General features: G+C 72.6%; 17 protein-coding genes. 9 read left to right on the top strand and 8 right to left on the bottom strand.

Features of this window, described 5'->3' with window-relative positions; translation table 11 throughout:
- Both ACTB72_RS14140 and ACTB72_RS14145 read right to left on the bottom strand, forming a co-directional pair.
- Positions 1 to 359, bottom strand: a 359-nt coding sequence (locus ACTB72_RS14140; RefSeq protein ID WP_463037645.1) for a hypothetical protein, incomplete at its 3' end; no start/stop codon positions are given.
- 226 nt (positions 360 to 585) lie between these two features.
- The gene (locus tag ACTB72_RS14145; RefSeq protein WP_463037646.1) at positions 586 to 1,338 is read right to left on the bottom strand and encodes a TerC family protein; all 753 of its coding nucleotides are present in this window, start codon (positions 1,336 to 1,338) and stop codon (positions 586 to 588) included.
- A gap of 455 nt (positions 1,339 to 1,793) precedes the next feature.
- Between ACTB72_RS14145 and ACTB72_RS14150 the strand changes: the two genes are divergently transcribed.
- From ACTB72_RS14150 to ACTB72_RS14160, 3 genes are all read left to right on the top strand, one after another.
- A complete protein-coding gene (locus ACTB72_RS14150) occupies positions 1,794 to 5,216 on the top strand; it encodes a transglutaminase family protein (protein WP_463037647.1) in 3,423 nt (1,140 codons plus the stop codon).
- Between the two features lie 267 nt (positions 5,217 to 5,483).
- Entirely contained in the window at positions 5,484 to 7,994 is a 2,511-nt protein-coding gene (locus ACTB72_RS14155; RefSeq protein ID WP_463037648.1) for a circularly permuted type 2 ATP-grasp protein, read from the top strand.
- Entirely contained in the window at positions 7,991 to 9,145 is a 1,155-nt protein-coding gene (locus tag ACTB72_RS14160) for a transglutaminase family protein (RefSeq protein ID WP_463037649.1), read from the top strand. Before ACTB72_RS14155 ends, ACTB72_RS14160 begins: the two co-directional genes overlap by 4 nt.
- 12 nt (positions 9,146 to 9,157) lie before the next feature.
- Here ACTB72_RS14160 and ACTB72_RS14165 read toward each other — a convergent pair whose 3' ends face one another.
- Positions 9,158 to 9,664 carry a GNAT family N-acetyltransferase gene (locus tag ACTB72_RS14165; RefSeq protein ID WP_463037650.1) on the bottom strand — a complete coding sequence of 169 codons (507 nt, stop codon included), beginning with the start codon at positions 9,662 to 9,664 and terminating at the stop codon, positions 9,158 to 9,160.
- Positions 9,665 to 9,773: 109 nt separating this feature from the next.
- Here ACTB72_RS14165 and ACTB72_RS14170 point away from each other — a divergent pair, with 109 nt between their 5' ends.
- A complete protein-coding gene (locus ACTB72_RS14170) occupies positions 9,774 to 10,418 on the top strand; it encodes a VOC family protein (protein ID WP_463037651.1) in 645 nt (214 codons plus the stop codon).
- Positions 10,419 to 10,471: 53 nt separating this feature from the next.
- On the opposite strand, the gene ACTB72_RS14175 is transcribed toward ACTB72_RS14170, so the two are convergent.
- Positions 10,472 to 11,368, bottom strand: coding sequence for an alpha/beta fold hydrolase (locus tag ACTB72_RS14175; protein ID WP_463037652.1), 897 nt, complete (start codon positions 11,366 to 11,368; stop codon positions 10,472 to 10,474).
- Between the two features lie 186 nt (positions 11,369 to 11,554).
- Between ACTB72_RS14175 and ACTB72_RS14180 the strand changes: the two genes are divergently transcribed.
- Positions 11,555 to 11,866 carry a hypothetical protein gene (locus ACTB72_RS14180; RefSeq protein ID WP_463037653.1) on the top strand — a complete coding sequence of 104 codons (312 nt, stop codon included), beginning with the start codon at positions 11,555 to 11,557 and terminating at the stop codon, positions 11,864 to 11,866.
- A 227-nt stretch (positions 11,867 to 12,093) separates the two neighbouring features.
- Here the strand turns inward: ACTB72_RS14180 and ACTB72_RS14185 are convergent, their stop codons facing one another.
- Positions 12,094 to 13,338, bottom strand: a complete 1,245-nt coding sequence (locus tag ACTB72_RS14185; RefSeq protein ID WP_463037654.1) for a TetR/AcrR family transcriptional regulator — start codon at positions 13,336 to 13,338, stop codon at positions 12,094 to 12,096.
- A gap of 144 nt (positions 13,339 to 13,482) precedes the next feature.
- Between ACTB72_RS14185 and ACTB72_RS14190 the strand changes: the two genes are divergently transcribed.
- The 4 genes from ACTB72_RS14190 to moaE all read left to right on the top strand — a co-directional run bounded on the left by ACTB72_RS14190 (position 13,483) and on the right by moaE (position 15,970).
- Positions 13,483 to 14,364 (top strand): SDR family NAD(P)-dependent oxidoreductase, encoded by an 882-nt coding sequence (locus ACTB72_RS14190; protein ID WP_463037655.1) that lies wholly within the window; start codon positions 13,483 to 13,485, stop codon positions 14,362 to 14,364.
- A gap of 306 nt (positions 14,365 to 14,670) precedes the next feature.
- Complete coding sequence (gene pgsA / locus ACTB72_RS14195; protein ID WP_463037656.1) at positions 14,671 to 15,255, top strand: CDP-diacylglycerol--glycerol-3-phosphate 3-phosphatidyltransferase; 585 nt, start codon at positions 14,671 to 14,673, stop codon at positions 15,253 to 15,255.
- Entirely contained in the window at positions 15,255 to 15,500 is a 246-nt protein-coding gene (gene moaD / locus ACTB72_RS14200) for a molybdopterin converting factor subunit 1 (protein WP_463037657.1), read from the top strand. The genes pgsA and moaD overlap by 1 nt, the downstream gene beginning before the upstream one ends.
- A complete protein-coding gene (moaE, locus tag ACTB72_RS14205) occupies positions 15,497 to 15,970 on the top strand; it encodes a molybdopterin synthase catalytic subunit MoaE (RefSeq protein WP_463037658.1) in 474 nt (157 codons plus the stop codon). Before moaD ends, moaE begins: the two co-directional genes overlap by 4 nt.
- 120 nt (positions 15,971 to 16,090) lie before the next feature.
- Here moaE and ACTB72_RS14210 read toward each other — a convergent pair whose 3' ends face one another.
- The 3 genes from ACTB72_RS14210 to ACTB72_RS14220 all read right to left on the bottom strand — a co-directional run.
- Positions 16,091 to 16,783 carry an SOS response-associated peptidase gene (locus ACTB72_RS14210; protein WP_463037659.1) on the bottom strand — a complete coding sequence of 231 codons (693 nt, stop codon included), beginning with the start codon at positions 16,781 to 16,783 and terminating at the stop codon, positions 16,091 to 16,093.
- Positions 16,784 to 16,888: 105 nt separating this feature from the next.
- Positions 16,889 to 18,169 carry a tetratricopeptide repeat protein gene (locus ACTB72_RS14215; RefSeq protein ID WP_463037660.1) on the bottom strand — a complete coding sequence of 427 codons (1,281 nt, stop codon included), beginning with the start codon at positions 18,167 to 18,169 and terminating at the stop codon, positions 16,889 to 16,891.
- Between the two features lie 166 nt (positions 18,170 to 18,335).
- A partial coding sequence (locus ACTB72_RS14220; RefSeq protein WP_463037661.1) for a bifunctional metallophosphatase/5'-nucleotidase occupies positions 18,336 to 19,215 on the bottom strand: 880 nt, incomplete at its 5' end.

The following is a 19,215-nucleotide window of genomic DNA, read 5'->3' on the forward strand; positions in this document are numbered from 1 at the left end:
CGCAGCGCCTCCGGCCCCGCGGGCGCAGTCGCCGGCGGGGTCCAGCCCAGGCCCGCGCGGGCCGCCGCCCCGAGCCGGTCGCCCAGAAACTCCGCCGCCCGCCGCAGCGCCGCGTCGGCGCGCAGCGGGTCGGCCGGCGCGGCGAATTCCCCGGTCACCTCCAGCCGCAGCCCGTCCGCGACCCGGGCCAGCAGCGCGGGCGCGAGCAGGCGACGGATCTCCGCCTCCGCGGTGGTGGGCTCCGCCCCGCCGAGGGCCGGCGCGGGCAGCAGAATCACCGTCTCGGCGACATAGCGGCCGGGGACGAGGTCAAGCGCCAGCAGGATCAACGCCGCCACCCCGAGCCCGACCCGCAGCATCAGCCGGCGCCGCCGTCGCCAGGCCGCGCGGGGCGAACGGGCATGCGCCGCGCGAACCGCCGGCAGACTCGATGGTCGGGCCGGGGGTCGGGCCGGGGGTCGGGCGCGCGGGTCCTGCGCGGCGAGAGGGTCGGCGTCCGTCATCCGCGGTCTCCGTTGCGGGGAGACCCTGATTTAGGAAAGTTAAGTTAACAGGCCGTAACTCTCCCGGCCCGCCGCGCGCGGCTCATGCGCCTTCCGCGCCTCGCCCCCCGCGGCCCCCGCGGCCCCCGAGAATGTTCAGCGCCTCGACCCCCATCGAAAATCCCATCGCCGCATAGAGATAGCCGCGCGGCACGTGGAACCCCAGCCCCTCGGCGACCAGCACCATCCCGATCATCAGCAGGAAGGACAGCGCCAGCATGGCGACGCTGGGATGCCGCTCGATGAATCGCGCGAGCGGTGCCGCGGCGAGGAACATCACGGCCACCGCGACGATCACAGCGACGAACATAACCGGCAGATGGCGGGTCATGCCGACCGCGGTGACGATGCTGTCGATGGAGAACACCAGGTCCAGCAGCAGGATCTGCACGATCGCCGCGGCGAAGACCGGCGCCGCGCGGGGCACGGCGCAGCCCCCGGCCTCCCCCCTGGGGTCGACGCGGGCGTGGATCTCCCACGTCGCCTTCCAGACCAGGAAGAGCCCGCCGCCCAGCAACACCAGGTCCTTCCAGGAGAACGACTCGCCCGCCACCGCGAAGATCGGCGCGTCCAGCCGCATGACATGCGCGGCCCCGGCCAGCAGCACGAGCCGCAGGATCAGCGCGAGCCCCAGGCCCACGCGCCGCGCGACCTCGCGCTGCGCCGGCGGCAGGCGGTTGGTCAGGATCGACACGAACAGAAGGTTGTCGACGCCCAGCGCGACCTCCATCACGATCAGCGTCGCGAGGGCCACCCAGGCCCCAGGGTCGGCGAGCAGGCTGGTCAGGTCTGACATTCGGGGCGCCCCGCGGCGTCGGGGATACGGGGGATGAGCCGAGGCCGCGTCGATGCAGATGGCGCCGCCCCAGCCGCCCCGCAAGCCCCCCGCAGCAGGCGGCGCGGACGTGAAGAATGCGGCCGATGACGTCGAGCGGCAGCTGAGCCACAGGGATTCGCACGCCCCCGTCGGGGCCCAATCCGGCGCGGCCTCCACCAGGCCCACGCCCAGGATCTCATGCCGCTCCGCCGCCGCGGCCAGCAGGCCAAGCCCCACGCAGCAAAAGGAATCCGCCCCGGCCGGGCGTGGCGGCGCCGGGCGCGGAAACCGGCGCCGAAACCCGGGCCGAGACGCCCCTTCCATCGTCTCCGCCGGGAGACGACGCGTCGCCCCCCCTTTCTATTTGAAACAGCATCGGAATATGCTGCGCTGCACAGAGGCCGGAGCCCGGCGACGTAACAAAGGCGGATCAGATGAGCATCAACGCGGCGATCACGCATCGGACCACCTATACTTACGACAAGCCGATCAGCATGGGCCCGCAGGTGGTGCGGCTGCGGCCGGCGCCGCATAGCCGGACCAAGATCCTCGCCTACTCGCAGAAGATCTCGCCTGAACCGCACTTCATCAACTGGCAGCAGGACGCGTTCGGCAACTGGCTCGCGCGACTGGTCTTCCCCGAGAAGGTCGATCACTTCGAGGTCTGCATCGACCTCGTCGCCGACATGGCCGCGGTCAACCCGTTCGACTTTTTCGTCGAGGACTCGGCCAAGTCCGTCCCCTTCGACTATTCCGCCGATGAGAAGAAGGACCTCGCCCCCTATCTGGAGACCGGACCGCAGGGGCCGAAGTTCGACAAGATCCTGAAGTCGCTGCCTGAAACGCAGGAGCACACCGTCGACTTCCTCGTCGCGGTCAACCAGGTCGTCCAGAACGCCGTCGAATATCTGGTGCGCATGGAGCCCGGCGTGCAGGAGCCGGAGGAGACGCTGGAGATCGGGTCCGGGTCGTGCCGCGACTCGGCCTGGCTGCTGGTGCATCTGATGCGTCATCGCGGCCTCGCGGCCCGGTTCGTGTCGGGCTACCTGATCCAGCTGACGCCGGACGTGAAATCGGTGGACGGCCCGTCGGGGCCGGACGCCGACTTCACCGACCTGCACGCCTGGGCCGAGGTCTATGTGCCCGGCGCCGGGTGGATCGGGCTCGACGCCACCTCCGGCCTGCTGACGTCGGAGGGGCATATCCCGCTCGCCGCCACGCCCTCCCCGCGGTCGGCCGCGCCCATCAACGGCGCGCATGAGAAGGCGGAGGTCGAGTTCGACTTCTTCATGGAGATCCGGCGCGTGCGCGAGGAGCCGCGCGTCACCTACCCGTTCACCGACGCCGCCTGGGCCGAGATCGACGCCGCGGGCAAGCTGGTGGACGAGAAGCTCAAGGCCTCGAACGTCCAGCTGACCATGGGCGGCGAACCGACCTTCGTGGCGGAGTTCGACCGCGACGCGCCGGAGTGGAACGAGGCCGCCGTCGGGCCGACCAAGAAGGTCTACGCCGACAAGCTGATCCGCCGCCTGCGCACCCGTTTCGCCCCCGTCGGCGGCCTGATCCATCACGGTCAGGGCAAGTGGTATCCGGGCGAACAGCTGCCGCGCTGGGCCTTCGGCCTCTACTGGCGCAAGGACCAGGAGGCGCTATGGCTGAACCCCGAGCTGATCGCGCCGGAGACGTCGTCGGGCGCGGGCTACGCCGAGGCGCTGAAATTCACCCAGGCGCTGTGCGAGTCGCTCGACGTCGACGCCGACATGATCGCGCCCGCCTATGAGGACGCCGCCCACTTCCTGCTGCGCGAAGCCGAGCTGCCGGTGAACCTCGACCCCGTCGACAACAAGCTCGACGATCCGATGGAGCGTCAGCGGCTGGCTCGGGTGTTCGAGCGGGGCTTGGGCAATCCCACCTGCGTCGTCCTCCCGATCCAGGCCCAGCAGGCCCGCGCCCGCGCCGACCGCCGCCGGTTCTTCTGGGCGTCGGAACGGTGGAAGACCCGGCGCGGCAAGCTCTACCTGACGCCGGGCGATTCCGCCGCCGGCTACCGCCTGCCCCTGTCCTCCCTGCGCTGGCTGGTGGAGGAGGACCGCCCCTACCTCCACACGCTCGACCCGTTCGCCGCCCGCGCCCCCTTCGCGCGGCGCACCGCGATGCAGGGCCGCGGGGCCGGCGGGATCAACCCGCAGGCCGGCCCCTCGGGCGGCTGGGCCCCCGGCTTCGGCCCCGGCGGCGCCCCCGCCGGCCCCGGCCACATGCCGATGCCGGTGCCTGGAGAGGTCCATCCCGAAGCCGCGATGACCTCGCCCTTCGAGCCTGATCCGGGCGTGGCGATCTACGCCTCCGTGGTCCGCACCGCGGTGACGGTGGAGCCGCGCGACGGCGTCATCCACATCTTCATGCCGCCGCTGCCCTCCGCCGACAGCTTCGTCGACCTGGTCGCGGCGATCGAGGAGGCCGCCGAGGCCACCGGCCTGCCGATCCAGATGGAGGGCTACTCCCCCCCCGGCGACCCGCGCCTGCAGAAGATCATGGTCACGCCGGACCCCGGCGTGGTCGAGGTCAACGTCCAGCCGGCCGAGAGCTGGGAGGAGCTGGTCGCGATTTCGGAAGGGCTCTACGAGGACGCGCGCCACTGCAACCTCGCCACCACCAAGTTCCTCTATGACGGGCGTCAGGCGGGCTCGGGCGGCGGCAACCACATCGTTGTGGGGGGCGAGACCCCGGATGTGTCGCCCTTCCTGCGCCGGCCCGACCTGCTCGCCTCCATCGTGCGCTACTGGCAGGTGCATCCCGCGCTCAGCTTCCTGTTCTCGGGCCAGTTCATCGGCCCGACCTCCCAGGCCCCGCGCATGGACGAGGCGCGCGACGACATCCTTTATGAGATGGAGATCGCGCTGGAGCAGGCCCCCAAGCCCGGCTGGGACATGCCGCTGTGGCTGGTGGACCGCATCTTCCGCAACCTGCTCACCGACCTCTCGGGCAACACCCACCGGGCGGAGATCTGCATCGACAAGCTCTATTCGCCGGACGGCCCGACCGGGCGTCTGGGTCTGGTGGAGTTCCGCGCCTTCGAGATGCCGCCCCATCCCCGCATGGCGCTGGCGCAGAGCCTGATCCTGCGCGCCCTGATCGCCTGGTTCTGGCAAAAGCCCTATGAGCGTCCGCTGCGCCGCTGGGGCGCCGCCCTGCATGACCGCTTCATGCTGCCCCACTACGTCTGGGAGGATTTCCTGGAGGTGCTGGCGGATATCGAGGGCTTCCTCGGCCTGCGCATGGACCCCGAATGGTTCCGCGCCCAGTTCGAGTTCCGCTTCCCGCTCGCCGGCGACGTCAAGCGCCAGGGCGTGACGATGGAGCTGCGCTCGGCCATCGAACCCTGGCATGTGCTGGGCGAGACCGGGGCCATCGGCGGCACGGTCCGCTATGTCGACAGCTCGCTGGAGCGGCTTCAGGTGCGGGTCGAGGGCGACTTGCAGAACCGCTATGTGGTGGCCTGCAACGGCTGGGAGATGCCGCTGCGCGAGACCTGCCGCAAGGATGAGCGGGTGGCGGGGCTCCGTTACCGGGCCTGGCAGCCGGCGGAGTCGCTGCACCCCACCATCGGGGTGCACACGCCGCTGGTCTTCGATCTGTGGGACAGTTTCTCCGAGCGTTCCGTCGGGGGCTGCGTGCTGCATTCGGCCCATCCGGGCGGGCGGGCCTTCGACACCCAGCCGATCAACGACCTGGAGGCCGAGGGCCGGCGCCTGTCGCGCTTCGAGACCATCGGCCACACGCCCGGCCGGATGCGGCCCCTGGCCCCGCGGATGAGCCCCGATCAGCCGCTGACCCTGGACCTCCGCCGCCAGCGCTGAGGCCCTGCCGCCCCGCCCCGCCCCGCGCTCCGGGGCGGGGCGGGGCGGATGGCTGACCATGGGGCGCCCCTGTCTGGCGCAAGTCCGGCGTGCGCCTCGCAAAACCCCGCGCTCTCCCGAAAAAATCGTTTGCCCCCGAACGGTCGTCGCCCTTGGCAACCCGCCCCCCGGGCGGCATACTCTTCCGCCTGCGCCAACCTACGTCCGCCTGCCCCGGCCGCCGCATCCCGGACGCGCCCAGCGACTGAAGGCCTTCGAAGGAGCTCCATGCCTGCCGTCGCCCGTCTCGAAGACGATCTTCGGGACCTCTTCGCCCATTATGCGGCCCATCGCACCGACCGCGCCTATGACGAGGCGCTGGACGGCGAGGGAGCCCTGCGCCCGCATTGGCGCGGGCTGATCGACTGGGCCCGGCGCGCAGGCGCCGAGGGCTATGAGGCGGTCATCGGCGAAACCCGGCGGCTGCGGCTCGAATCCGGCGTGGCCTTCGACCCCACCGGCGGGGCCGACGTCGCCGCCGCCTCCGCCGACGCCTTCCCGGTGGTGATCGCGCCCGAGGAATGGGCCGCGATCTCCGCCGGCGTGGTGCAGCGCGCCCGCCTGATCGAGGCGGCGCTGGCCGACCTCTACGGCCCCCAGACGGCGCTGCGCCAGGGCATGCTCCCGCCCGGCATGGCCTTCGGCAACCCCGACTACGCCATCTGGCGCACCGGCTGGCCCGCGCGGGACACGCCGTTTCTGACGCTCTTCGAAATGGACCTGGCGCGCGGCGCCGACGGGCGCTGGATGGTGCTCGCGGATCGGGTCGACGCGCCTCTGGGCGACGGCTGGATGGTGGCGAACCGCGTCGCGTCCTCGCAGAGCTTCGCTGAACCCTTCCTCGCCGGCGGCATCCGGCGCATCGCAGGGCATTATCTGGGCCTCCAGCAGCTCTTGGAGGACGCCACCGGCCTCGACGGACGCCTCGCGCTGATGTCGGGCGGCGGGCGCGACCCGCGCTATTTCTCGCACGCCTATTTCGCCCGCTACATGGGCGCCGCCCTGATCGAGCCCGCCGACGTCACGGTGCGCGAAGGCGGGGCCTTCGTGAAGACGGTGGAGGGGCTCAAACCCCTGTCGGTGCTGCTGCGCGGCGTGCATTCGCATCACCTGGAGGCGCTGTTCCAGCCCGCCACCGCCACGCTGGGCGCGCCGGCGCTGTCGCTCGCCGAACGGACCGGGCGGCTCCGGCTCGCCAACGGGCTCGGCTCTTCGGCCTTCGCCTACCGGGCCATGGCGCCCTTCGCCCATGCGCTCAGCGGCTTCTTCCTGAACGAGGAGCTGCTGCTCGCGGACGCGCCCTGCCTGTGGATGGGCGACCCGGCCGCGCGCGAACAGGCGATGGACGAGCCCGAGCTGTGGCGGCTGGAACGGATCAGCCGCGGGCCGCTGAACGACCGCGCCGCCCCCACCCTGATCCAGCGCGACCGCGACGCGCTGGCCGGCTTCCTGCGCCGGCATGGGGAGCGTCTGGCCGCCGTCGCCACCCCGCCGCTGTCGACCACGCCGGCCTGGCGCAACGGCGCGCTCGCCCCGCGGCAGTGGATGATGCGGGTCTTCGCCAGCCTGACCCCCAGCGGCTGGTCGGTGGCGCCGGGCGGCGTCGCCTCCCTCGTCGAACCGGGCTGCGCGCCGCCGCCGCTGGGCTTCGGCAAGGACGTCTGGATCCCGGCCCGCACGGCGGAGGAGGCGCGCCCCTCCCCCACCCTCGAACGCCGCATGGCCGGCGCCCATCTGCGGCGCACCGGCGGCGATCTGCTGAGCCGGGTGGCCGACGACCTGTTCTGGCTGGGACGCACCGCCGAGCGCGCCGACGTCACCCTGCGCGTGCTGCGCGGGGTGATCGAGCGCATGGTCTCGGGCCAGGAGGACGACGACAGCCCCGCGGTGCTGTCGGCGATCCTCGAAATCCAGGCCGGCCCCGACGCCAACCGCCGCGGCATGCCCCGGGTGCGCGACGCCATCGCCCGCCTGACCTCCGACCATCACGAACCGATGGGCATGGCCCCGCTGCTGGGCGCGCTGCGCCGCACCGGGCAGCGGGCGCGGCCGTATCTGTCCGAGGAAAGCTGGCGGTCCATCGACCGGCTGACCTCGGACACCGGCTGGCGGGCGCCGCCGCCGCCGCAGAACGCCTCCGCCCTGCTGCGCCTGATCGACGAGAGCCTGCTCGCGCTCGCCGCCTTCGCCGGCACCACGCAGGAGAACCTGACGCGCAACCATGTCTGGCGGTTCCTCGAGCTTGGCCGCGGGATCGAGCGCGGCCTCGCCTTCGCCCGCGCCGCCGAGGCGCTGGCCGGCCGGCGCAACGACCCCGACGAAAGCTGGCTGCGGGCCTGGCTGACCCTGCTCGACAGCCGCACCGCCTATCGGACCCGCTACATGACCGTGCCGGCCGCGGCCCCCTGCATGGACCTGCTGGTGCTGGACGAGCGCAACCCCCGCAGCCTGGTCTACCAGCTGATGCGGGTCGAGGAGGCGCTCAACAACCTGCCCAATCCCGGGCCGCGCCGGTCCCGCGAATTGCGGCTCGCGATGCGGGTGCTGATGGATGTGCGCCTCGCCGACCCCGAGACGCTGGCCGACGAGGACGACGAGGGCCGCCGCCCCGCGCTCAGCGCCCTGATCGCCGAGGTGCGCGCCGCGCTGGCGGAGCTGTCGGACGAGCTCGCCCGGTCGTTCTTCGCCCATACCCAGCCCCCGAGCCGGGTCGGCCTGCGCGGGAGGCTGGAGGGATGAGCACGCTGCGGATCCTCCACGCCACCCGCTACGCCTATGGCGCGCCGGCCGCGTTCTCGCAGCACCTGCTGCGCCTGACGCCGCCGTCGAACGACGCGCAGCGGGTGCTGGAATCCGAAGTCAGCGTCTCGCCCCATCCGCAGGAGCGGGCGGGCTTCATCGACGCCTTCGGCAACCGGCTGGAGACGGCGACGGTCACCGAACCGCATGAGACGCTGGAGATCACGCTGACCTGCGTGGTCGAGCGGCTGGAGCGCGACGAGCCGATGCTGGGCGCCTCCGTCCCGTGGGAGGAGGCGGCGCGCATGGCCGCGGCGCCGGCGGGGCTCGCCGCCGCGCTCTACGCCTATCCCACGCCGCTGACCGACGCCGACGCCGATATCGAGGCCTACGCCCGCGAAAGCTTCGAGCCCGGCCGCCCGGTGCTGGAGGCGGCGCGAGAGCTCTGCGCGCGCATCCACGCCGATTTCAAATACCTCCCCGGCTCGACCACCGCCGAGACGCCGGCCTCCGCCAGCTTCGCGGCGCGCGAGGGCGTGTGCCAGGACTTCGCCCATGTGATGCTGGCCGCGATGCGGGCGTTGCGCCTGCCCTGCGCCTATATCTCGGGCTATCTGCGCACCCTGCCGCCGCCGGGCCGGAAGCGGCTGGTGGGGGCGGACGCGACCCATGCCTGGGCCTCGGTCTGGGATCCCTCGCTGGGCTGGGTGCAGTTCGACCCGACCAACGACATGCAGCCCGGGGCCGATCACGTGATGTCGGCGACCGGGCGCGATTACGCCGATTGCGCGCCGGTGACCGGACTGGTGGTGGGGTCGGGCGGGCAGATGCTGTCGGTGTCGGTCGACGTCGCCTCGCTGGAGGAGCTGGAGGCCGAGCGCGACGCCGCCTTGATCCCGACGCCCCGGCCCGGCCCCGCGCTGGGCGCGGCCGAACCGCCGGCGCCCGCGCCGCTGGCGCCCGAGCCGCTCGTCTCCTCGCCCGTGCCGGACCCTGCGCCCGACTCTGCGCCGGAGGCCGAGGCGGGCCCGGTCAACGACCCCGCCACCGGCGCCGTCGCGCGGGCGTCGCAGGCGACGCTGCACGACGCCGCGCCGTCGTCGAAGGCCGAACCCTTCGACGACGAGCCAAAGCCCGACGGCGACTACTGACGCGCCTCGCGCTCAGCGCAGCGCGCGCCGGAAGGTGAAGGAGGTGGGGCGGTCATAGCCGGCATGGGCGGTCTCGGCCACCTTCTCGAAGCCCATCCGTTCGAAGGCCCGGTGGTTGCCGGTCAGCTCCACCCGCGTCTCCAGCTCCAGCGTCGGGATCCCGCGGGCCCGGGCCAGCGCCTCCGCCGCCGCCATCAGCGCCGCCCCGATCCGGGCGCCCTGCCGCGCCGGCTCCACCGCCAGTTTTCCGATGTAGAGCGCCTCACCCCGGTCGTCGGCGAAGAGACAGCCGACCAGCGCGCCGTCCTGGTCATCAGCGAGCAGCAGCGTCTCGGCCCCCGCCTTGGCCTTCAGCGCGGCCGCATCCATGCGGGTGAGCGACGAGGGCGGATCGACCCGCCCCTCCATATAGGCGAAGGCCCGGCGCACCAGATCCAGCAGCGCGTCCCACGCCTCGAAATCCACGGCGGCGGGGGCGATACGCAGGGCGGCGGGTTTCAGGGCGGCTTGGTCGGACATGGCTCGGGCTTTCGCTTGATCCGGCGGGCGGAGAAGGGTCCTCTATGCCGCGCGGCGGTCGGCGCCGACAAGCCGACGCGATGACGAAACCGATGGGGAGAGATGCGCGATGGCGGAGCTGGATCACCTGGTGCTGGGCTGCCGGGCGCTGGCCGAATGGCGGCCGCGGCTGGAGGAGGCGTTCGGCGTCAAGGCGCAGGGCGGCGGGGCGCATGAGGGGTTGGGCACGCATAACGCGCTCTGGGGTCTGGCGCGGCCGGGCGGCGGGCGCTGCTATCTGGAGCTGATCGCCCCCGACCCGGATCAGGATTTTCCGACGCAAGCGCCGACGCCCTTCGGCCTGGGCCTGCCGGCGGTGCGGGCCAGGCTGGAGAAGGGGCCGCGGCTCCTGACCTGGGTGGCGCGCAGCGCGGACGCGGCGGCGCTGCTGGCCAAGGGCCCGGAGGAGATGGGGACCCTGCGCCCGATGCGGCGCGGGACGCTGGCCTGGCGGCTGGCGACGCCGGCGGACGGGGTCCCGCTGATGGGCGGCGCCCTGCCCGGCGTCATCGAATGGCCCGACGGGCCGACTCCCTCGGACGCATTGGCGGGCTCCGGCCTGACGCTGACCAGCTTCGTCCGGCGCAAGGATCCGGAGGTGGGCGCGGCGCTGGCCGCGATGGGTCTCGGCGCGGTCCTGCCGGAGGGCGAGACCGGCGCCGCGGTGATGCGGGCGGAGATCGAAGGACCGGACGGGATCGTGGCGCTGGACTGAAACCGCGCCGATCGTCCCCCGCGCACGGGGGACGATCTGCTGCGAAGGCGCCCTCAGTCCCGGGCCTTGGCGGCGACCTGGGCGATGCCGTCGGCGATGCGCTCGATCAGGCCGGCGGGGATGTTGTGGCCCATGCCGGGGATCTCGATCAGCTCCGCCCCGGGGACCGAAGCCGCGGTGTCGCGCCCGCCCTCGACCCGAACCAGGGGATCGTCGGTCCCGTGGATCGCGAGGAAGGGCAGCGTCACGCCCCCGAGCCCCGCGCGCCGGTCCGGCGTGGCGAGGATCGCCGCATATTGCCGGGCGAAGCCGGCGGGCCGCCAGGCGCGCTCCACATCCGCCGCTGCGCGCTCACGGATCAGCGCCTCGTCCTCCGGGTAGCCGGGGCTGCCGATCACCCGGGCCGAGACCACGGCCTGCGCCAGATAGGCCTCGCGGTCGGCGAACGGGTCGATGCGCGGGCCGGTCAGCACCGCCATCGCCTCCGGCGTCGCCTGGGGCAGCGAGCCGTGGCCGGTGGTCGACATGATCGAGGTGACGGAGAGCAGCTTGTCGGGATGATTGATCGCCATCAGCTGCACGATCATGCCGCCCATCGACGAGCCGACGACATGGGTCTTGCCCAGTCCCAGCGCGTCGATCAGGCCGGCCGCGTCCGCCGCCATCTCGACCAGCGTGTAGGGAACGGAGGGCGTCGCGCCCGCCATGCGCTGCGCCGCCACCGCCTTGAGGTCGGGGATGCCGGCGTCATCGAATCCCTGCGACAGGCCGATGTCGCGATTGTCCATCCGGATCACCCGAAAGCCGCGGTCGACCAGCGCCGCGCAGAACGCTTCCGAATAGCGGATCATCTGCATGCCGACGCCGGAGATCAGAAGAAGCGGTTTGCCGCTCCGCGGGCCGATCTCGTCGTAGAAGATGTCGAGTCCATTGGCCTGAATGCTGGGCATGCGTGGTCCTTCCCTGCCGCATCGGCCCGTCCGGAGAGCCGTTGAGATCAACATAGGCCGTCAGGCGAGGCTGCGGAAGCCTCATGAAAATTAAACCCGGATTAAATTATTTCTCATTTCCAGCTTTGCGTCAGGCCGCCGCCGATCTACAAAAACGCGCGATTTTAGAAGAGCAGGTATGTCGCGATGGCCGGTTCCACCGCTCTCGACTTCGACGTCATCGTGATCGGCGCCGCGCGCTGGCTGAAGGCCGAGCATCCGGGCGAGCGCTTCGCGATCCTCGAGGAGAAGCCCCGCATCGGCGGGGCCTGGGACCCGTTCCGTTATCCGGACATCCGGTCGGACAGCGACATGCACACCATGGGCTCCGCCTTCGAACCCTGGACCGACGCCAGGGCGATCGCCGACGGCCCCTCGATCCTGACCTGTGTGCGCGAGACGGCGGACGGGAACGGGCTGGAAATGGCGGAGGGCCGCCGGATCGACGCGACATCGTGATCACCGCCACCGGGCAGTTGCTGGAGACGCTGGAGGGCATGGAGGTTTCGGTCGACGGGGAGCGGATAGATCCGAGCAACAGGACTACCTTTGGGACCGCAGGACGCTGCGCCCCGGCCGGGCAGACGACGGCGCGCTGACGTTTTCGGACCCCGCGCCGGCCGTGCGGCCTGCCCTGCAACGGGCCGGGGACGCACCCGGACGTGTCACCGCGCAATGAGCCCGGCTCACGCCCCGTCCGCATACAGGCCCGACCACAGGGTCGACGCGTAGCGATGCACGGCCGCGTCCGGATCCGGCTGCGCCGCCACCCACAGCGTGGCGTCGGAGGCGGCGTTGATCGCCGCCAGCAGGCACTCCGCCGCGATCATCGGGTCCGCCGCCCGCACCGAGCCGTCAGCCACCCCGTCCGCAAGCATCCCGGCGAAGCGGCGGGCGAGGCGGCCGGCATGGCGCAGCTCCTGGGCGCGCAGCTCCTCCGGCAGGGCCTGGAGGGCGGCGGTGCGCAGAAGCGGCAGGTCGGATCGGAACTGCAGGCGCAGCAGCGCCGCGATGCAGGCGGCCAGACGGTCGGCCTGCGGGCCCCCGGCCTCGATGGCGAGGCGCTGCGCCTCGGTGGCGCGGCGATAGGAGCGGGCGAAGCAGAGGCCGACCAGATCGTCCTTGGCCCCCAGATGATGATAAAAGCTGCCCTTGGACACGCCGAGCCGGGCGGCGATGCGTTCCACCGAAGCGCCGCGATAGCCGCGCGCGTTGATCTCCAGCGTGGCGGCGCGCAGGAAGGACTCGCGGCCGGGCTGAGCCTCGGCGGGGGCCTCGTCCAGCGCCAGCGGCGGCGGGGCGAAGGCGCGGCCGGGGGCGGCGAAGCCATGGGCGAAGAGATCGCAGAGCCGATCCTCCAGCCGCGGGAAATCGGCGACCGAATAGTCGGGCGTCCAGGCGTCGAGCCAGTGCACGCAATCCAGCAGCACATGCGCGCGGGCGATGTCGGGATGGCCGGGATCGGCCCCCTCCGCCGCGGCGGCCCCGAAGAACCCCGCCGTGCGGCGCACCAGGCCGCGGTAGAGCCCGATCACCTGCGCGCGCCACGGCTCCTCCAGCGCGCGGATGTCGGAGAGGCGGGTGAAGGCCGCGGCTTCGCCCACGCGGATGCGCGCGGTCTCGGCCAGGTAGGCGCGCAGCAGGGCGCGGACCCGGGCTTGCGGGTCGGGCGCCTCGGCCGCGCGCGCCGCCATCGCATCGAGCCGGGCCACGGCGCGTTCCAGCGCGGCGGCGGCCAGATGCTCCTTCCGGCGGAAATAGTAGGTGATCGAGGTGGCGTTGGAGTCCAGCGCCTCGGCCGCGGCGACCAGCGTCAGGCCCTTGAGCCCGCGGGCGTTGATGATGCCGGCGGCGGCGGCGAGAATCCGCGCCCGCTTGGCGAGAAAGCGGGGGGAGCGATCATCGTCCGGGGTCGCGCGCATCTCGGTCATCCGCCGATTCTAGTCGTCCCCCGTCCGCCTGTCGACGGAGCCGGCATGATGCCGGGCCCTGTTCGCGCCGGGCGAATCCCGATATTCGAAACCGCAGTATGGCGACGGCCGCAGAGCCGCGCGCCCTGGGAGGAGACACAAGGCATGACCCACGCGAAAAACCCCGCCATCGACCTGACCGGCAAGGTCGCCATCGTCACCGGGGCCGCCTCGGGCATCGGGCGCGCGACCTCGAAGCTCTACGCCGCCGCCGGCGCTTCGGTGATCTGCTGCGACAGGGCCGAGGCGGTGGAGGAGACCGCCGCTGCCATCCGCGAGGCCGGCGGCAAGGCCCGCGCGATGGCCATGGATGCGGGATCCGAGGCCGATGTGATCGCCGCGGTGGCGCTGGCGACGGAGACCTTCGGCGGGCTCGACATCTTCTACGCCAATGCCGGCATCTCCAATTTCGGCGGCCCGGTGGATTTCTTCGAGGCGACGCCCGAGATTTGGGCCGAGGTGCTGCGCATCAACCTGATCGGCCCGTTCCTGGCCATCAAGCACGCGGTCCCGGCGATGGAGGCCCGCGGCGGCGGGGCGATCGTGGCCACGGCATCGGTCGCGGGCCTGCGCGCCAATGCGGGGCCCTCGCCCTATTCCGCCTCCAAGGCCGGGGTGATCAGCCTGGTCCAGACCTCGGCGCAGGAGCTGGTGGGGCGCAACATCCGCATCAACGCCATCTGCCCGGGCCTGATCGAGACCGGGATGACGCGCTACGCCTACGACTACGCGCGGGCGAAGGGGCGGGAGGACAAGATCGGCCAGCTCAACCCGATGCGCCGCGGCGGCGAGCCGGACGAGATCGCGGGAATGGCGCTGTTCCTGGTCTCGGACCTCGCGAGCTACGTCAACGGTCAGGCCATCGCGGTGGACGGGGGGCTGAGCTCGACTCATCCCTTCGTGCCCGGCGGACGGCCGACGGCGGCGATGCGCAAGGCCTCGATCGACGAGCTGGACGCGCTGAAAGCCGCCCGCCCGGCGGAGTGACGCGGGCGCGCGCGGAGGAGCGGAGGTCGGCGTCAGCCGCCGGCCTCCGCCGCCCATGGGGACGCACATCGACGCGGTCTCGGCCACCTCGTCGCGGGGACCGGCGACCCGAAACCTGCGCGGGAGCCGCGCGACCACCGGCCCGGACCCTGCGCCGGAGCGCCCGCGCGGCGGGGAGACGGGACCTCGAGCGGTGGGGTTTCGGGGGCCCGGCGACCGCGCCCGGACGGGCGTGGCGCGGGCGATGGCGGGTCCGGAGCCCCGGGGCGCCTTGACAGTCGCGCCCGTTGGGGTGGATGCAGCCTCATGCCCTTGACCATTCCAAACCTGCTGACCGTATTCCGCCTGCTCGCCGCCCCGGGCGTCGCCATGGTGTTCGTCATCCTGCCGCGGCCGGCGGCCGACCTGTGGGGGTTGGGACTGTTCCTGGGGGCGTCGTTCACCGATTTTCTCGACGGCTGGCTGGCGCGGCGCTTCAACCAGCAGTCGGAGTTCGGGCGAATGCTCGACCCCATCGCCGACAAGGCCATGGTGATGACGGCGCTGGCGGTGGTGATGATGCTGGCCGGGCCCGACCCCTGGCTGATCCCGCCCGCCGCCGCGATCTTCCTCCGCGAGACCGCGGTGTCGGGGCTGCGCGAGCATCTGGCCGGGCGGGTGACGATGCCGGTGACCAAGCTCGCCAAGTGGAAGACCACCGTGCAGATGGTGGCGATCGCGGTGCTGATGGGCGGGTTCTGGGCCGGGGCGGGCGGCGCGCCTTCCATCGCCGGGGGGGTGGACGTGGCCGGGATCGGGCTGCTGTGGCTTGCGGGCGCGCTGACGCTGCTGACCGGCTGGGATTATTTCCGGCGCGGGCTCGCCAGCTCCGCGATGACGGGAGAACGCTGATGCAGGTGCTGTATTTCGCCTGGCTGCGGGAGCGGATCGGAGCGGGGCGCGAGGAGATCGCCTCCGACGCCCCCACGGTCGCCGCCCTGGTCGAGGAGCTGCGGGCGCGGGACGCGCGCTACGCCTACGCCTTCGAGGATCTTTCGGCGGTGCGCGTGGCGGTGGACCAGGAGGCCGCGGAATTCGACGCGCCGCTGGCCGGCGTGCGCGAGCTGGCCTTCTTCCCGCCGGTGACGGGCGGATGAGCGGGGGACCCGCGCCGGTGGTTCATGTCTCGGTCCAGGCCGACGATTTCGACATCGGGGCGGAGATCGAGCGGCTCTGCGCCGGGCGCGCCGATATCGGCGCGGTGGCGACCTTCACCGGGCTGGTGCGCGACCATGCCGGCGGCGCCCCGATCTCGTCGATGGAGCTGGAGCACTATCCCGGCATGACCGAGGCCGCGCTGCGCGCCATCGCCGACGAGGCGCTCGCCCGCTGGTCCCTGCAGGGCGTGAACGTGATCCACCGCTTCGGGGCGCTGGCCCCTGCGGCTCGGATCGTGCTGGTCGCCTGCGCCGCGCCGCATCGGGCCGCGGCGTTCGAGGCGGCGGAATTCGTGATGGACTACCTCAAGACCCGCGCGCCGTTCTGGAAGAAAGAGACCACGCCCGAGGGCGCCCGCTGGGTCGACGCCCGCGAGGCCGACGACCAGGCCGCCGACCGCTGGCGCTGAGCCCCGCCCGGCGCCGCCTCAACGACGGGAGCCGCGCGGCGACCGGGCCGAGGGCGGCGACGGGGCGCCCGCGCGGCGCAGGACCGGGGTCGGATGCGGCCCCGTCTCCCAACCCGAACGTCAGGCGTCGATCGGATCGATCAGCTGCGGATCGTCATCCTTCACGCCGTTGACCCTCGGCGAGACCTCGTGAAAATCCCAGAACCCCGGCGGGGCGGCGCGCATCAGGCGGGCGGCGCCGTGGCCGTCCTCGCCCAGCCACAGCCCGTAATCCTCGGGGCGCACCGTCACCGGCTCGCGGTGATGGATGCCGGCGATGGGCTCGGAGGCGGCGGTGGTGACGATCGCGGCGCCGGCGAGGGACTGCCCTCCCGGCCCCCGCCAGATCTGCCAGACGGCGGCGAAGGCGAAGAGCAAACCCTCGGGCGGGCCGGCGGCGGGGCGGATCCAGAACGGGCGCTTGGGCTCCGCATCGCGCAGCCATTCGTAGAAGCCGTCCGCCGGGATCAGGCAGCGCCGCTCGCGCGCGGCGTCGCGGAAGGCGGGCTTTTCGGCCAGCGTCTCGGCGCGCGCGTTGATCAGCAGCGGGCCGCCATTCGGGGCCTTGTACCAGCGCGGGACGAACCCCCAGCGCAGCGGGGCGAGCAGGCGGGCGCCGTCATGGCTCAGCACCACCGGGATGTCGGTTGTAGGGCAGACGTTCCAGCGGGGGCCGAGATTGCCAAGACGCTCCGCCAGCCGGGGCGAGGGCTGGGCGGCGAAATGCTCCAACACCGCGGTCTGGGGCGTGGTCAGGGCGAAGCGTCCGCACATGGCTTTTTGTAAGGCGGGCGCGGGCGAAAGGCCATGGGGCGGGCGGCCCGGGCGGGCGATCCTCGCGCGAAGCGCCGAGGGAGTCCCGTCCGCGGCCGTCCTCTCTCAGACCAGCCCCGCCACCGCCCCCGCCGACGCCATCGGCCGGCGGATGGCGAGCAGACGCCGCGCCTCCTCCCCCCGCCCCAGTTTCAGCAGCGCGCCGGCCATCGCGAACTCGACAAGATCCCGCTGCGCCCGGCTGCCGCCGATGCGCGCGTGATCGACCATCGCCTGGGTCAGCGGGGGCAGCGCCTCGGCCCAGCGTCCCGCGGCCAGCGCCCCGAAGGCGCCCGCCAGAAGCCGCACCAGGTCCCCCGCCGGGCCCGTGGCGTCGGACACGATCCGGGCCAGCGCCTCGCCTTCGCCGGCCATCGCATGAGCCAAAGCCGCATGCACATCGGCGAAGGCCACGCCGGGGGCCGGGAACCGCTCCGCCGCATAGGCGCTGATCGCCCGCCACCGCGCCGGATCCACAGGAACCCCCGCCAGCTCCGCCCGGTAGAAGATCGCCGCCATGTCGGTCAGCACGTTCAGCGGCGGCCCCGCCCCGCTTTCGGGCGCGATGTCGGCGTCGATCACCGCCCACATCGTCTCGACGTCCCCCCGCTCCAGCGCCCAGAGCGCCACATGCCAGTTCACATGGCAATGCAGCAGCCCGCCCCGCGCATAGTCCGCCCGCCAGGCGTCGAGATAGGCGAAGCCGGCCTCCGTCTCCCCGTTCTCGTAGTAGAGATGGCTGCGGATATGGGCCGCGTTGGCGTTGCGCGGATTGCCGTCGAGCGCGCGGGCGATGGTCGCGTCCGCGGGCCCGGTCGCCCCGGCCTCCATCTGCGCGAAGGCGTGCTGGGCGAGGAACCACCAGTCGTCGCCGTAGTGGGGCGCGAGGGCCGAGGTGAAGGCCAGCTGCTCCGCCTCCCGCCCCGTAAGACCCGAAAAACCGATCAGGCCGAAGACGCCCATGCAGGGCTGGATCGCCATCGCGTCGCGCGGATGCTCGGCGGCGTGGGCGCGGATCGCGGCGAGCGCCTCGGCCCCCCGGCCCTCGACCAGCAGACCCAGCGCGTGCAGCTGCCCCGCCTCACGCCCGGTGAGCGCGCGCGTCCCCGCGCAAGCGCGGGCGTCAGCCAGCGCGGCGCGGGCGCCGGCCGGGTCGGCGCGCGCCTGGCGTTCGCGGGCGAGGCCCAGATGGGCCAGCGCGAAATCCGGATCCTCCGCCACCGCCCGCGCGAACGCCGCCTCCACGCCCGCGTCGGAGGCGAGGAACAGGTCCATCCCCGCCGCATAGGCGTCCCGCGCCGCGGGCGAGCCGGTGCTCAGGGCGTTGTCGTAGCGGTCGCGCAGCATCGGGCCGTCCTCCTGATCCTTTTGAGGGAGCCTAGCACGCCCCGCCGCGACGGAGATCACAACGGGGCGAGCGGGGCGCGCGCCCCCCGCCTCACCGAACCGAAAACCCCCGCCGCGGGGGCGCCGCGGCGGGGGTCCGGGTCAGGCCCCGAAACGGGCCTGCGCCTCACTTCTTCGAAATGCGCCCGTCCACATAGGGCTTGTAGGGGGCGTGGGCCGAGAGGTAGTCGGCCACCACCTCCTCCAGCCCCGGGCCGAAATCATAGGCGTCGGTCGCGCCGGTGGCGAAGGTCTTGTAGCCGTCGCCGCCCGACCGCATGTAGTTGTTCGACACCACGCCGTAGACCTTCTCGGGGTCGAGCGGCGCGCCGCTGACCTCCACCGACACGATGCGCGCGCCGACGGGCGCGGCCGGATCCCACACGAAGCTGAGCCCCGCGACCTGCGGGAACCGCCCGGCGCCTTCCTCGACCTGGGAGACCCCGTTCTCCAGCGCCGCCACCACATCCGCGCCCTTGATCCTGAAGGTCGCGAGCGTGTTCTGGAACGGCAGCACGGTCAGCACCTCGCCCATGGTGACTTCGCCCTGGTCGATCGAGGCGCGCAGCCCGCCGCCATTGGTGATCGCCATGTCGATGCCCTGGGACTTCACCCGGTCGAGCATCGCGTCGGCCACCAGCACGCCCATCGAGCAGACCTCGGCCCGGCAGGAGCCCTTGGAGCCGTCGATGGGCTCGGCGGTCGCCGCGACCACCTCTTCGCGGATCGCCTGCAGCGGCTCGGCCAGCTCCTCAAGCCGACCCTTGATCTGGGCGTTCTCGGCGACCGCGCCGTCGAGCAGCAGCGGCTCGCCGGACGCGGTCCTGATCGCGCCTTCGTCGTCGAAGACCACGTCGAGCCGACCCAGGAACTTGCCGTAGGCATAGGCGGAGACGATGGCCGTGTCGCCGCCGTCCGGGCCCTTGACCATGGTCGGATAGGGACCCTCGGCCTTCTCGTTGCTGTTCGAGAGCAGGGTGTTGGAGTGCCCGCCCACGATCACGTCG

This window comes from Albimonas sp., from assembly GCF_055129145.1.

Coding starts and splice junctions, on each gene's coding strand:
- ACTB72_RS14190 (WP_463037655.1), top strand. CDS start 13,483: ATGACCCACGCGAAAAACCCCGCCATCGACCTGACCGGCAAGGTCGCC.
- ACTB72_RS14175 (WP_463037652.1), bottom strand. CDS start 11,368: ATGCCCAGCATTCAGGCCAATGGACTCGACATCTTCTACGACGAGATC.
- ACTB72_RS14155 (WP_463037648.1), top strand. CDS start 5,484: ATGCCTGCCGTCGCCCGTCTCGAAGACGATCTTCGGGACCTCTTCGCC.
- ACTB72_RS14185 (WP_463037654.1), bottom strand. CDS start 13,338: ATGACCGAGATGCGCGCGACCCCGGACGATGATCGCTCCCCCCGCTTT.
- ACTB72_RS14165 (WP_463037650.1), bottom strand. CDS start 9,664: ATGTCCGACCAAGCCGCCCTGAAACCCGCCGCCCTGCGTATCGCCCCC.
- ACTB72_RS14160 (WP_463037649.1), top strand. CDS start 7,991: ATGAGCACGCTGCGGATCCTCCACGCCACCCGCTACGCCTATGGCGCG.
- moaE (WP_463037658.1), top strand. CDS start 15,497: ATGAGCGGGGGACCCGCGCCGGTGGTTCATGTCTCGGTCCAGGCCGAC.
- ACTB72_RS14180 (WP_463037653.1), top strand. CDS start 11,555: ATGGCCGGTTCCACCGCTCTCGACTTCGACGTCATCGTGATCGGCGCC.
- ACTB72_RS14215 (WP_463037660.1), bottom strand. CDS start 18,169: ATGCTGCGCGACCGCTACGACAACGCCCTGAGCACCGGCTCGCCCGCG.
- ACTB72_RS14170 (WP_463037651.1), top strand. CDS start 9,774: ATGGCGGAGCTGGATCACCTGGTGCTGGGCTGCCGGGCGCTGGCCGAA.
- ACTB72_RS14210 (WP_463037659.1), bottom strand. CDS start 16,783: ATGTGCGGACGCTTCGCCCTGACCACGCCCCAGACCGCGGTGTTGGAG.
- ACTB72_RS14145 (WP_463037646.1), bottom strand. CDS start 1,338: ATGTCAGACCTGACCAGCCTGCTCGCCGACCCTGGGGCCTGGGTGGCC.
- ACTB72_RS14150 (WP_463037647.1), top strand. CDS start 1,794: ATGAGCATCAACGCGGCGATCACGCATCGGACCACCTATACTTACGAC.
- moaD (WP_463037657.1), top strand. CDS start 15,255: ATGCAGGTGCTGTATTTCGCCTGGCTGCGGGAGCGGATCGGAGCGGGG.
- pgsA (WP_463037656.1), top strand. CDS start 14,671: ATGCCCTTGACCATTCCAAACCTGCTGACCGTATTCCGCCTGCTCGCC.